Genomic DNA, 12,669 nt, shown 5'->3' with positions numbered 1-12,669 from the left:
GCTAAAGGCTACGGATCGCCACCAGGGTCGAGAGCGCGGCCTGGGTTGCCTCGTAGCCCTTGTCCTCGCGGCTGTCCGGGAGCCCGGCGCGGTCCAGCGCCTGCGGGTCGTTGTCACACGTGAGTACGCCGAAGCCGATCGGGACGCCCGTACTCACGCCGACCTGCATCAGGCCCTCGGTCGCGGCCTGGCAGACGTACTCGAAGTGCGGGGTATCCCCGCGGATCACGACTCCGAGCGCGATCACCGCGTCGTACCCGCTCTTCGCCGCGTGCAACGTCGCGACCGGGAGCTCGAAGGATCCCGGCACCCGGATCACCGTGTAATCGGTGACGCCGGACTCGTCCAGCGCGCGGATCGCCCCGGCCACCAGGGCGTCGGTGACCTTCGGGTGCCACTGCGCTCCGACGATCGCGACGCGGGCGCCGTCGGCCCGCGGGGTCTCGATGGTGGGTGCTCCACTGCCCGACATCAGCCGGCTCCGTTCTCTTCGGCGAGGACACCGGCGGGCAGGTGGTGGCCCATCCGGTCGCGCTTGGTCCGCAGGTACCGCAGGTTGTGTTCGGTCGGGTCGATCGAGATGCCCCGGCGCTCGACCACATCGATGCCGTAGCCCTGGACGCCGGCCAGCTTGTCCGGGTTGTTGGTCAGCAGCCGGACGGACGTGACACCGAGGTCGGCCAGGATCTGCGCGCCGGTGCCGTAGTCACGGGCGTCCGCGGGCAGCCCGAGGTCCAGGTTCGCGTCGACCGTGTCGCGGCCCGCGTCCTGCAGCTCGTACGCCTGCAGCTTGTGCAGCAGCCCGATCCCACGGCCCTCGTGCCCACGCAGGTACACGACGACACCGCCCTCGGCCGCCACCTGACGCAGCGCCTCGTCCAGCTGCGGACCACAGTCACACCGCAGTGACCCGAACACGTCACCGGTCAGGCATTCCGAGTGCAGTCGCACCAGCGTCGGCCCGTCCCCGATCTCGCCGCGGACCAGCGCCAGCTGCTCCGACCCGTCGACGACGTTCCGGTAGCCGTGGGCAACGAAATCGCCGTACTGGGTCGGCAGGGTGGTGGTCGCGACGCGCTGGATCTGGCTCTCGGTACGGCGCCGGTAGCGAATCAGATCGTCGATCGACACCAGCACCAGCCCGTGCTCGTCGGCGAACTCACGCAGCTCCGGGCCGCGCTTCATCGTGCCGTCGTCGTTCACGAGCTCCGAGATCACCGCAGCCGGCGTCAGCCCGGCCAGCCGGGCCAGGTCGATCGACGCCTCGGTGTGCCCCGGCCGCACCAAGACGCCGCCGTCGCGGGCGCGGAGCGGGAACACGTGCCCCGGCTGGACGACGTCGTACGGCTCGGACGCGGAGTCGGTCAGCACCCGGATCGTCCGGGCCCGGTCGGCGGCCGAGATCCCGGTGCTGACGCCGTCGCGGGCATCGACCGAGATCGTGTACGCCGTCCGCATCCGCTCCCGGTTGTGCGGGGTCATCAGCGGGATGCCGAGCCGGTCCAGCTCGGCGCCCTCCATCGGGACGCAGACCACGCCGGAGCTGTACCGGATCAGGAACGCCAGCAGCTCCGGTGTCGCCTTGGACGCGGCGAAGATCAGGTCGCCCTCGTTCTCGCGGTCCTCGTCGTCGACCACGATCACCGGCCGCCCGGCCCGCATCTCGTCGATCGCGTGCTCGATCGTGTCCAGCTTCAGCACATCACCCATGTCAGCCCACCACCACTGGTTCCGGAGCCACGGTCCGCTCCCGGTTCTGGATCCGCCACCAGGAGGCGAACCCGACGACACAGAACAACCCGTAGACGATGTACATCGTCGCCGACGGGTAGAACTTCGCCTGGATCAGCAGCGGTACGCCGACCACGTCGACGGCGATCCAGATCAGCCAGAACTCGACGAACCCGCGAGCCATCCCGTACGTCGCGAGGATCGAGCCGGTCAGGATCCACGCGTCCCACTGCGGTCCCCACGAGCCGAGCTCGCGCAGGACGACGTACGAGATCGCGTAGAGGACGACCGCGATGCCGAGAAGTTCGAGCCGTTCACGCGTGGTCGCCCACCGCGGCTGCACTGCCTTGCCCGCACCGCCGTGGCGGGTCTGGTACCAGCGGTACCAGCCGTAGAGGCTGACCAGCGCGAAGAACACCTGGCGACCGGCCTGACCCCATAGATCCTTGTCCTGCGGCGTGTCGAAGATGCCGCCGACGAAGACGGTGAACAGCAGGACGTTGCCGACGATGCCGACCGGCCACGCGGCGACCAGCCGGCGCATGCCGAACAGGGCGCTGCCCAGGCCGAACACGTTGCCGACGATCTCGCGAACGAGCACCGGCGAGCCGGCGATCTCCACCTCCGAGTGCAGCAACCAGTCGATCACTGGTCCCCTCCTTTGGCGGTGAGCAGCCGCTCGACGTACTTGGCGATCACGTCGACCTCGAGGTTGACCGTGTCGCCGACCGCGTTGCGGCCGAGCACAGTCAGCTCGAGCGTGGTCGGGATCAGGCTGACCCCGAAGGTTCCGGTCGCGTCGTCCACGTCGGTGACGGTCAGGGAGACGCCGTCGATGGCGATCGAGCCCTTCTCGGCGACGTACTTGAGGATCTCGGGCGTGGTCGCGACGCGAACGTCCTCCCAGTGCTCGGCCGGCGTGCGGCTCGCGATCGTCCCGGTGCCGTCCACATGGCCCTGGACGATGTGCCCACCGAGCCGGGCGTGAGCCGTGACCGCACGCTCGAGGTTGACGCTCGAGCCCTTGTCCAGGCTGCCCAGGCTGGTCCGCTTCAGGGTTTCGCGCATCACGTCGGCGGTGAAGACGCCGGCACCGTGCTCGATCACCGTCAGGCAGCAGCCGTTGACCGCGATCGAGTCGCCATGCCCGGCGTCCTCGGTCACCTTCGGGCCCCGAATGGTGAGCCGGGCGGCGTCTCCGTCCAGCAGGTCCAGCGACTCGACGGTGCCGAGTTCTTCGATGATGCCGGTGAACATCTACTTCCCTCCAAGAGGAGTCAGGGTCAGCCGGACGTCGTCGCCGAGACGGGTGACGTCCGCTAGCTTGAACCGCCGAAGGTGGTCGATCGATTCCGCGCCGAGATCGCCGATCGCGGCGTACCCGGAGCCGAGCACGGCCGGGGCGACGTACGCGACGATCTGGTCGACCAGCTGGGCGCGCAGGAAGGCGGCGGCCAGCGTCGGGCCGCCCTCGAGCCAGAGGTGCCGGATGTGGTGGTCGTCGAGCTGCCGGAGCACCTCGGCGGGGTCGTGCGTCGGCAGGATCAGTGTCCGCGCGCGGTCGTTGCGGACCCTCGCGGTCTCCGGGATCTCCCGGTCGCCGACCACGACCCGCAGCGGCTGCCGGGCCGCCGGTACGTCGTGCTCGTCGCGGACCGTCAGCTCCGGGTCGTCGTCCAGCACGGTCTGGGTGCCGACGGCAATCGCGTCGCACTCGGCCCGCTTGCGGTGTACGTCGGCGCGCGCGATCGGTCCCGTGATCCACTTGCTGGTCCGGTCCGGCGCGGCCGACCGCCCGTCCAAGGTAGTCGCGAACTTCCAGGTGACGAACGGGCGGCCCATCCGGACGCTGTGCAGCCACACGTGGTTGACCGCCTCGGCCTCCTCCTGCAGCACGCCCTCGATGACCTGGATGTTCTTGTTCCGGAGCGTCTCGGCGCCGCCGGCGGCCTGCCTGTTTGGGTCCGGTACGGCGTACACGACCCGCGCGACACCGGCCTCGATCAACGCGTCGGCACACGGCCCGGTCCGGCCGGTGTGGTTGCACGGTTCGAGCGTCACGTACGCCGTACCGCCGCGGGCCCGGTCGCCGGCCATCGTCAGCGCCACGATCTCGGCATGGGGGCCACCGGCAACGGCATGGAAGCCCTCACCGACCGGATGCCCGTCCCGGCCGGTGACGACACAGCCGACCACCGGGTTCGGGTGGGTGCTGCCGATACCCTTCGCGGCCAGCTCGATCGCACGCCGCATCCAGGCGACGTCGATCGGCGAAGCGTTGTTCACTCACGGTCCCTCGTTGTCACGGACGCACTCCGGGGGTCGTGACAACCGGCGCAAACGCACTGCCGTCCGGGGGTCGCTCGCCGCACCTCGCGGCAGACCTTGTGGGTCGCGTTGCCGAACGTCAGAGCGCACCCGCCGATCGCGTGCGCCTCCCATCCGGACTTTCACCGTCGGTCCCGGAATTCCACCAGGTCAACCGGCCGCTCAACTGCTGCGGCCGGGTCGCGGACTGTCACCGCCGGCTCGGAATTACACCGACCCCGGAGCACGCGAGTGGGTTCACTCGTACTTCAAGTGTGCCACCCCCACCCCACCCCACCAGGACCCAGGTCACATCCTGGTCACCCCCACCCAACGCTCACCCCCACCCTCAGCCCCACCCCAACGCCCACGACAAGCGCCCGCACCCCCCTCAGGCCACCCCACCCCAACGCCCAGGACAAGCGGCCGCACCCCACCCCAACGCCCAGGACAAGCGGCCACACCCGACCCCATCAGCCCAGCGCCACCCCACCCAACCACCTTCGCGACCATGCCCCGGCCGCCGGTTTGGTTCACTGTCGGCGGGCTGATCCCCACCGACAGCTGTTTCACCGCTGACGGGTTACAGCACGGCATCGGTGCGATAACCCGGCAGTGACTGGTAGGTCGAGGTGGCTGGGGGCTCGTGGTGGTTGGGGTGGGCTCGGCTGGTGGGGCGGTAGGTTTTCGTCGGTGGAGGCGTTTGCGGGGCGGTATCGGCTGATCGATCTGATCGGGACCGGCGGGATGGGCTCGGTGTGGCGGGCGTGGGACCTGCGGCGGTCGGCGTACGTGGCGGCGAAGGTGCTCGGGCAGCACGACGCCGCGACCCTGCTGCGGTTCGTCCGGGAGCAGTCGCTGCGGATCGAGCACCCGCACGTGGTGGCGCCGCACGGGTGGGCGGCTGACGACGACAAGGTCGTGTTCGCGATGGACCTCGTCCGCGGCGGCTCGGTTGCGACCCTGCTCGGCGACCACGGCCCACTACCGACGTCGTACGTCGCCGTACTGCTCGACCAACTGCTGCACGGCCTGTCCGCAGTACACGCGGCCGGCGTCGTACACCGCGACCTCAAACCCGCCAACCTGCTCCTCGACGCCACCGGCAAGGGCCGCCCGCACCTGCGCCTGTCCGACTTCGGCATCGCCGGCCTGCTCGACGAACCCCGGATGACCCGTCACAGCACAATCCTCGGCACCCCCGGCTACATTGCCCCCGAACAACTCGCCGGCGCCGATCCCGACCCCCGCCAGGACCTCTACACAGTCGGCGCCGTCGCCGCCGAACTCCTCACCGGCGAACGCCCCGGCCCCGACGGCAAACTCCCACCCGTCGAAGGCCCCCTCGCCGAGTTCATCCACCGCAGTACGGCGACCGACCCCACTCACCGCCCCACCACAGCCCGCGGTGCCGGCCGCCTCCTGGCCGAGTCCGGCGCCCTCCCACCCACCTCCACCACCCCCTGGTCCACCCACCCCGACTCCCCCGAAGTCTTCGACCAACTCCCACCCCTCCCACCCCCATGGACCCCCACCGGCCCACCCCCAACCAACCCCATCCCAGCCCCAACCCCACCACCATCAACCACCAACCCCGCCCACTACCCAACCCCGCCGCCCGCCCCAGAACCCACCACCCCAACAACCCCGACATCAACCACAGGCCCCGCCGACGCCAGCGTCGCCGCCCGCCCCGCCATACCCACCCCCGCCCGAATCCACCCCTCGCACACCCCCGCCACATCCCCGACCACCTCGGCATCACCCGCCTCGGCATCCCCCGCCTCCGCTACCACCACCCAGGCCGCTCGCCCCGGCAGTCGCCTGCTCGTCTGGGTCGCCTCGTTGAGCTTCACCGGAGCACTAGCCCTCCTAGGAACAGCCACCTGGCTCGTCCTCAAGTAGCACCAAACCCCAGACGGCTCCGGAGCTTGAGAAGCGCCCCATGACCGCTTGGTCAGCAGCAGGTCCGCTCAGCTCGCCGTACGGCGGTCGAGCCGGAGCTCCGGCGGTCCGGCGGTCGAGTCGGCGGTCCGGCGTTAGGCGGGCGGTCCGGCGTTAGGGCGGGCGGACGGCGGTGAGTTGGCCGTGTGTCTGCTGACCGAGTTCTGCAACGTCGGTTGGAGGGACCGGTTGGCCCACCGAGGGTTTGCACGTTGCTGACGCGTGCGAGGCGCCGGGGTGGAGTGGGGCGAGGGCAGGCCATGGCGTTGGTTGGCTCGGAGTTGCCCGTGCGATCGGGTGTCCAAGGGCTGGAGGCCCGCTAGCCGCAGGCTCCTGGCTCCTCCTTAACTGAGGCCTGACGCGGGGCAGGTTCCAGGGGCTACTGAGGCGGGATGCGTCACGGGTGAGATCAACAGCACGGCGCCGGCTGACGTGGGCAGAGCCCGGGCTGTGGGCCCGGGCTCTGGTGGGGTGCGTGGCGGGTTAGTTGTACGGCGGTTGGGACGGGCGTTGGCCGCGTTGGTTGGGGTGGCCGCTGGGATTGGGGTGGTTGGGGTACTGCTGGGGGCCGGAGCGCCATGCGGTGGCGCTTGGTTGGGTTATGGCGGGCTTTCGGCGAAGGCGGAGGAGGGCTAGGGCGCCTACCAGGAGGAGGACTACGCCGCCGCCGGAGAGGCCGGCGATGAGGGCGATGGGGGTGGTGTCGGTGGAGTTGGGCGGGTTGCCCTGGACGGGGCCGCCGGCCTGGGGGGTGCTGCCGTTTTCGTTCTCGTTGCCGGATTCCGAGGGGGTGGCGGTCGGTGACGGGGTGACTGAGGTGCCGGCGACGGGGGTGGCGCCGTCGACGTACTCGGGCTTGCCGGTGCCCGGCGTACCGACCACTCCGACTGTCAGCGTGATCGGGACAGTGAAGGCCCTGTCGTTGTCCTTGCGGGTGAGTGAGACGGCGACGTAGTACTCGCCGGGCATCGAGGTGCCGGTGTCCTGGTTGTTGGCGCCGTTTCGGTTCAGGTAGCGGATCTCCTTGGTGGTGATCGCCTGGACCGTGCCCTGCCTGGTCAGCACGCCGCGCTTGCCTGCTCCTCCCGGCACGTTCTTCGCGAACACCGAGTACACGTCTTCACCGATCGGTGAGATCAGTGCCGTGTCCAGGTAACGAGTACCTCCGAGTGCCTCACTGGTCGCTGCGCCGAGCTTCGGCACCGTGAACTGGGCCTGGATCCGCTGACCCCAGTCCGCCTTCACGCGGTACAGCTGAAGCTCGCCCGGCATGATCGTCGTCTTGTAGCTGCCGGGCTCGAGCAAGGGAGCGTCCGGGAAGCTCGATCCGGGGACGATCTCGCGCGGGGTCGTGCCCGGCATCTGGGTCCACACCGGGTCGCCGGCCTCTGCGGGCAGGTTCGCCGTCGACGTCACCGGCGGCTCCTCGTCGATCCGCAGCTCGAACGGCACACCCTTGAGTTCGCGGAAGTCCTTGCCCGGTGAGACTGTCAGCACCAGTTGCTCTTCGTCGGCGCACTCCTTCTGCCAATCCGACCAGCTCGAGGCGGTGCCAGTCGCCAGTCCTTGGTCGCTGCCGAACACCCGCGGATAGCTCCAGCCACACTGGTCGCCGCCGAGGGTCTTCAGCTTCACCTCGGCCTGGACCACCAGCTCTTCGCTCGGGATTCGCCGGAAGCTCACCCCGGCCCGCAGGGTGGATCCCTTGATGCTGCGCTTGATCAGGTAGTAGAGGGCGGTCTCGTCGCCGCCGAACGTGTCCGAGTAGTGGCCCGGGGCAACAACCGGCGCACCTTCCTGCTGCGGCCCACCGTGGATCGGGGTACCGGAGATGCGGAACGGGCGGAACGCTCGGGTCGACAGGCGGTCCAGGCCGGCCTCGAGGTCGATGGTGGAGTCCGCGTCGTAGTAGTCGCCGCGGCCTTCGCGGGCGACGCACTGCAGCTGGGTGCGGGCCTTTCCGCCGACGCGGAAGCCGACGACGTCGATCTTCAGGTCGATGCCCTGCTTGGCGATCGACCGCGCCACCTCGCACGGGTCGGGCGCGCAGGTCGCCTCACCGTCGGAGACGAGCACGATCGTGCGCTGACCGGTCGGACCGAGGTCCTTCGCGGCTTGCTGCAGCGCGTACCCGATCGGGGTCTCGCCGTACGGCTTGTACTTCGCGATCGCGGCCTGCAACTGTGGCCGGTTGTCCGTCCCGATCGGCACCGTCAGCTGGGTATCCGTGCACGCGCCGGGCTGGCTGCGCTTGAAGACCGTCGCGCCGTACACCCGCAGGCCTACCTCGGCCTCCGCTGGGAGCTTGGTCATGACGCGACCCAGGGCGGTGCGCGCGGCGACGATCTTGGTCTGCCCGTCGCCAGCCGGCTCTTTCATCGAGCCGGACGAGTCGAGCACCAGGACCAGCTTGCTGTTGCCCGGGTCGGGATCGGCGTACGCGGACCCGGTCGCCAGGCCGGCCAGTAGGGCGGTCAGCGTGATGGCGAGGATCGCCCACACCGCGGGGCGGCGGTGCCGCTGCAGAGCCGTCATCGTTTCCTCCAGTGAGATTCGCTGCCGCAAACACTGACCGTTTGCGATCGCAAATGTCAAGCGGCGATCCACACCTCTTGCGCGTGCCACCTCGTCCACAAGTCGCGGGAGGCGACTGGAAATTCGCGTTCGCAACTGCGAAGATGGTTTGCAGTCGCTATCACGGCGGCGGTCGGAGGGGTTCACAGACATGGATCAGACAGCGCACAACCTGCAGCAGCAGACCGAACTGTACGGCGAGCCGCTCGGTGAGCTCGTTCGCCGAGTGGTCGGGCCACTCGGGCTGACGCAAGGCGGCGTGGCCCAGGTGATCGGGCTGTCTGCGCCGATGCTTTCGCAACTGATGAGCGCCCAGCGGGTGAAGATCGGCAATCCGGCGGTGGTCTCGCGACTGAAGGCGCTCGACGATCTCGCCCACCTGGCGATGATTGGGGAGGTCAGGGAGTACGACATCCCGGGAGCGCTCGATGCGATCCGGGGCGCCACCGGGGCGTTCACACGGTCTGACCCGACTACACACCTGCCGAGACCGGGGTCCGGCGGGTCCGCGCAGGCGGGCGGTGGGTCCGGGCAGACGCCGGGTGGGTCCGGGCAGGCGGCCGGTGGGGCCGGGCACGCGGTTGGCCAGCCCGGGCAGGTGGGCGGTGGATCCGGGCAGGCCGGCGGCCATCCAGGGCAGGCAGGTGGCCAGGCGGGGCAAGTGGCTGGGGCGGCGTTTGCTACGCCGCCGATGCTGGGTGGCGACGGGGCAGCTTTGGGGCAGGGGCACGCTGGGTTGTCGGCGGCGGCTGCAGGCTCTGTGGTGGGGCAGCCGCCGGCGCGGGCCGTCGTACGTGAGATTCAGGATCTGTTTCGGGCTGTTGCTTCGGCGGACGAGGTCCAGCGGGCGGCGGGCGCGATCGCGGGCGAGTCGCCTGCGCTGGCCGAGTTGCTGCTGACGTACGGCGCCGGCCGGACGGCGGACGCACTCGCGCACTACGAGCAACATCACGGCTGACCACCACAGGCGTCGAGCCGATCCGGTAGGTGGGGCGAGCGACGAGGCGTCGGCCCGGCAGCGGCCGATGCGGTGAGTGATGCGGCGGCCGACGCGGGCGGTGACGCGGGCGGTGATGCGATGCCCGATGCACGGAGAACCCGATCCGGACCTTCTGGCCCGGCTCGTGGTGGGCGGGTGATGCGGTCGGCGATGCGGCGGCCGACCCGGGCAGTGAGGGTGCTGGGCGATGCGGGTGATGAGGTGCTGGGCGATGGGGTGGGTGGGTGATGCGGTCGGTGATACGGCGGCCGACGCGGGCGGTGACGTGCTGGCCGATGCGATGGGTGGGTGATGCGGTCGGCGAAGCGGCGGCCGACCCGGGTGGTGAGGGTGCTGGGCGATGCGAGCGGTGACGTGCTGGCCGATGCGATGGGTGGGTGATGCGGTCGGCGAAGCGGCGGCCGACCCGGGCGGTGAGGGTGCTGGGCGATGCGGGTGGTGAGGTGCTGGGCGATGGGGTGTGGGTGGGTGATGCTCGACACGTCTTGGGGGGGTGGGGTGTGGCCGGGGTCACGGGGATTGGTTTAGATGCTGGGGTTTTGGGTGGGATATAGCACGGGGTGGGTGGACATTGTGGGGGTGTCTCAGTGGGTGTCGGGGTGGAATGGCGCGGGTGGGGGTGGTGTTGGGTTCGGGGGCGGGCGGTTGGGCCTGCTTTCGACTGTTTGAGGAGATGTTGTGCGCGCGTTCAGCGGCTTTCGGCGGATCGTTGCGGTGGGAGCCGCGGTCACCTTGGCGTTCTCGATGGTTGCCTGCGGCAGCGATGGCGGCGGCGAGGGTGCGGCCGGTGACGACCTGGGGCTGATCGACGGCGGGACGTTGCGGATCGGGACGCTGACCGACGCGCCGCCGAACGTGTACGTGAAGGACGGCAAGTTCACCGGGTTCGACAACGACCTGATCACCGCGGTGGCGGCGAAGCTGAACCTGAAGCCGGAGTTCGTCGGCACCGACTTCTCCGCGCTGCTGTCGCAGGTGAACGGCGGCCAGTTCGACCTTGGCAGCTCCTCCATCACGGTGACCGAGGCGCGCAAGAAGACGGTTGCCTTCAGCAATGGGTATGACTTCGGCTACCTCGGGCTGAACACCACCAAGGACTCGGGTATCACCACGTTCGACCAGCTGCAGGGCAAGCGCGTGGTGGTCGTCCAGGGCACCGTGCAGGACGACTACGCCACCCAGAAGAACCTGAACCCGGTCCGAGTGCCGAACTACAACGCCGCGCTCGGCCAGCTCAAGGCCGGTACGGCGGACGCGTGGGTCTCGCCGGCCGAGATCGGCGAGAAGATGGCCAAGGAGCAGGGCGGCGGCACGGTGATCCTGGCCGCCAAGGAGCTCAGCGACGCGCCGATGGCGTTCGCGGTGGCCAAGAACAACGACAAGCTGCGCGAAGCCGTGAACAAGGCGCTCGACGAGGTGATCGCCGACGGCACCTGGACCAAGCTGGTCGAGCAGTACTACCCGGGTCGCGCCGTACCGGCGAACTTCAAGCCGGGCAGCGGCACCGTCACGCCCGCGGCCGGCAGCACCCCCACTCCCGCAGCCGGCTGATGGACATCTGGTCCACGCTGAACGACACCTTCCTCGACTGGGGGTCGATGAAGGAAGTCCTGCCCGAGATGCTCAAGGTGGGACTGGTCAACACCCTGATTCTGGCGGCCGCCTCGGTCGTCCTGGGCACCTTGCTCGGCATGGTCGTGGCGGTTCTCTCCCTGTCCCGGAAGCGCTGGCTGCGCTGGCCGGCGAAGATCTACACCGACATCTTCCGCGGCCTCCCGGCGATCCTGACGATCCTGCTGATCGGGCAGGGCCTGTCGCCGATCACCCGGCACTGGTGGGGCCCGAACCCGTACCCGCTCGGCATCCTCGCGCTCTCGCTGATCGCCGCCGCCTACATCGGCGAGATCTTCCGCTCCGGCATCCAGAGCGTGGAGAAGGGCCAGCTCGAGGCCGCCCGCGCGCTCGGCTTCAGCTACACCTCCGGCATGCGCCTGGTCGTCATCCCGCAAGGAGTACGGCGAGTGCTGCCGGCGCTCGTGAATCAGTTCATCGCGCTGGTGAAGGAGTCGAGCCTGGTCTACTTCCTCGGCCTGCTCGCCAGCCAGCGGGAGCTGTTCCGGATCGGCCAGGACGCGGCCGCGACGAACGGCAACCTGTCGCCGCTGCTGCTGGCCGGCATCTTCTACCTGGTGATCACGGTGCCGCTGACCCACCTCGTGAACTACTTCGACAAGCGCCTGCGCGAGGGCCGTCCGTCGGACGAGAGCACCAGCGCGGACAACGTCGTACGGGAGGAGTTGGCGCATGCAGACCACCGTTGAGGCGGCCAGTCTCGAGGTCGAGGGCGTCGAGCTGGCGTTCGGCAGCAACAAGGTGCTGCGCGGCGTCGATCTCGCCGTACCGGCCGGGCGTACGGCGTGTGTCATCGGGCCGTCCGGATCCGGGAAGTCGACGTTGCTGCGAGCGGTCAACCGGCTGCTCGAACCGGAAGCCGGGGACGTCCGGCTGGCCGGTGAGTCGGTGCTGAAGGGCAACCCGGACGAGCTGCGGCGGCGGATCGGGATGGTGTTCCAGCACTTCAACCTGTTCCCGCACAAGAGCGTGCTCGAGAACATCACGTTGCCGCTGCGCAAGATCAAGAAGCTCGGGCCGGAGGAGGCCGAGGTCGCGGCGCTGGAGCAGCTCGAGCTCGTCGGCCTGGCGAACAAGGCGCCGGCGCGGCCGGGCACTCTGTCCGGCGGGCAGCAGCAGCGGGTCGCGATCGCGCGAGCGCTGGCGATGAAGCCTGAGGTGATGCTGTTCGACGAAGCGACGTCGGCGCTGGATCCGGAGCTGGTGAAGGGCGTGCTCGGTTTGATGGCGGATCTCGCGCAGGCCGGAATGACGATGGTCGTGGTCACGCATGAGATGGGGTTCGCCCGCGAGGTCGCCGACCAGGTGGCGTTCATGGACCACGGGGTCGTGGTGGAGTCCGGCGTACCGGAGCAGATCTTCACCGCGGCGGAGTCGCCTCGGCTGCAGCAGTTCCTTTCTCAGGTGCTCTGAGACCCCTCGGCGGTTACCTGAAGGCACCGGCCCGTCACATCGCGCGATGCCCCAGCGTCCGGTATGCG

Annotated in this window: 11 protein-coding genes and 1 riboswitch; of the genes, 5 read left to right on the top strand and 6 right to left on the bottom strand. The window is 69.5% G+C overall.

Annotated elements, in window-relative coordinates; genetic code table 11:
* Nucleotide 1: 1 nt before the first annotated feature.
* The 5 genes from ribH to ribD are packed head-to-tail and all read right to left on the bottom strand — an operon-like array spanning nt 2 to nt 4,017.
* On the bottom strand, nt 2–472 hold the full coding sequence (gene ribH / locus ACIBL3_RS21110) for a 6,7-dimethyl-8-ribityllumazine synthase (RefSeq protein ID WP_396355179.1): 471 nt from the start codon (nt 470–472) through the stop codon (nt 2–4).
* Nucleotides 472–1,710, bottom strand: a complete 1,239-nt coding sequence (locus tag ACIBL3_RS21105; RefSeq protein WP_396355178.1) for a bifunctional 3,4-dihydroxy-2-butanone-4-phosphate synthase/GTP cyclohydrolase II — start codon at nt 1,708–1,710, stop codon at nt 472–474. The genes ribH and ACIBL3_RS21105 overlap by 1 nt, the downstream gene beginning before the upstream one ends.
* Before the next feature lies 1 nt (nt 1,711).
* Nucleotides 1,712–2,380, bottom strand: coding sequence for a nicotinamide riboside transporter PnuC (pnuC, locus tag ACIBL3_RS21100; RefSeq protein WP_396355177.1), 669 nt, complete (start codon nt 2,378–2,380; stop codon nt 1,712–1,714).
* Complete coding sequence (locus tag ACIBL3_RS21095) at nt 2,377–2,988, bottom strand: riboflavin synthase (protein WP_396355175.1); 612 nt, start codon at nt 2,986–2,988, stop codon at nt 2,377–2,379. Before ACIBL3_RS21095 ends, pnuC begins: the two co-directional genes overlap by 4 nt.
* Nucleotides 2,989–4,017, bottom strand: a complete 1,029-nt coding sequence (gene ribD, locus ACIBL3_RS21090) for a bifunctional diaminohydroxyphosphoribosylaminopyrimidine deaminase/5-amino-6-(5-phosphoribosylamino)uracil reductase RibD (protein ID WP_396355173.1) — start codon at nt 4,015–4,017, stop codon at nt 2,989–2,991.
* A 139-nt stretch (nt 4,018–4,156) separates the two neighbouring features.
* A riboswitch (FMN riboswitch) is annotated at nt 4,157–4,290 on the bottom strand.
* Between the two features lie 441 nt (nt 4,291–4,731).
* On the opposite strand from ribD, the gene ACIBL3_RS21085 reads away from it, so the two are divergent.
* On the top strand, nt 4,732–5,943 hold the full coding sequence (locus tag ACIBL3_RS21085; protein WP_396355172.1) for a serine/threonine-protein kinase: 1,212 nt from the start codon (nt 4,732–4,734) through the stop codon (nt 5,941–5,943).
* Nucleotides 5,944–6,465: 522 nt separating this feature from the next.
* On the opposite strand, the gene ACIBL3_RS21080 is transcribed toward ACIBL3_RS21085, so the two are convergent.
* Complete coding sequence (locus tag ACIBL3_RS21080; RefSeq protein WP_396355170.1) at nt 6,466–8,517, bottom strand: VWA domain-containing protein; 2,052 nt, start codon at nt 8,515–8,517, stop codon at nt 6,466–6,468.
* Nucleotides 8,518–8,707: 190 nt separating this feature from the next.
* Here ACIBL3_RS21080 and ACIBL3_RS21075 point away from each other — a divergent pair, with 190 nt between their 5' ends.
* The 4 genes from ACIBL3_RS21075 (at nt 8,708) to ACIBL3_RS21060 (ending at nt 12,601) form a co-directional block, all read left to right on the top strand.
* Nucleotides 8,708–9,514, top strand: a complete 807-nt coding sequence (locus ACIBL3_RS21075; protein WP_396355169.1) for a hypothetical protein — start codon at nt 8,708–8,710, stop codon at nt 9,512–9,514.
* A gap of 720 nt (nt 9,515–10,234) precedes the next feature.
* Entirely contained in the window at nt 10,235–11,107 is an 873-nt protein-coding gene (locus ACIBL3_RS21070) for a substrate-binding periplasmic protein (protein ID WP_396355168.1), read from the top strand.
* Nucleotides 11,107–11,877: an amino acid ABC transporter permease gene (locus tag ACIBL3_RS21065; protein WP_396355166.1), complete on the top strand. Its 771-nt coding sequence runs from the start codon at nt 11,107–11,109 to the stop codon at nt 11,875–11,877. Before ACIBL3_RS21070 ends, ACIBL3_RS21065 begins: the two co-directional genes overlap by 1 nt.
* On the top strand, nt 11,861–12,601 hold the full coding sequence (locus tag ACIBL3_RS21060) for an amino acid ABC transporter ATP-binding protein (protein ID WP_396355165.1): 741 nt from the start codon (nt 11,861–11,863) through the stop codon (nt 12,599–12,601). Before ACIBL3_RS21065 ends, ACIBL3_RS21060 begins: the two co-directional genes overlap by 17 nt.
* The last annotated feature ends 68 nt before the right edge of the window (nt 12,602–12,669 follow it).

This window comes from Kribbella sp. NPDC050124 (genome assembly GCF_044460355.1).
Classification (GTDB): Bacteria; Actinomycetota; Actinomycetes; order Propionibacteriales; family Kribbellaceae; genus Kribbella.
The sequence above is the reverse complement of the archived record's forward strand: the minus strand, read 5'-3'. Positions and strand labels throughout refer to the sequence as shown.

What these genes read in the sequence shown, in the direction of transcription:
- ACIBL3_RS21065 (WP_396355166.1), top strand. Translation starts at nt 11,107, where the DNA reads ATGGACATCTGGTCCACGCTGAACGACACCTTCCTCGACTGGGGGTCG.
- ACIBL3_RS21105 (WP_396355178.1), bottom strand. Translation starts at nt 1,710, where the DNA reads ATGGGTGATGTGCTGAAGCTGGACACGATCGAGCACGCGATCGACGAG.
- ACIBL3_RS21075 (WP_396355169.1), top strand. Translation starts at nt 8,708, where the DNA reads ATGGATCAGACAGCGCACAACCTGCAGCAGCAGACCGAACTGTACGGC.
- ACIBL3_RS21060 (WP_396355165.1), top strand. Translation starts at nt 11,861, where the DNA reads ATGCAGACCACCGTTGAGGCGGCCAGTCTCGAGGTCGAGGGCGTCGAG.
- ACIBL3_RS21095 (WP_396355175.1), bottom strand. Translation starts at nt 2,988, where the DNA reads ATGTTCACCGGCATCATCGAAGAACTCGGCACCGTCGAGTCGCTGGAC.
- ACIBL3_RS21080 (WP_396355170.1), bottom strand. Translation starts at nt 8,517, where the DNA reads ATGACGGCTCTGCAGCGGCACCGCCGCCCCGCGGTGTGGGCGATCCTC.
- ribH (WP_396355179.1), bottom strand. Translation starts at nt 472, where the DNA reads ATGTCGGGCAGTGGAGCACCCACCATCGAGACCCCGCGGGCCGACGGC.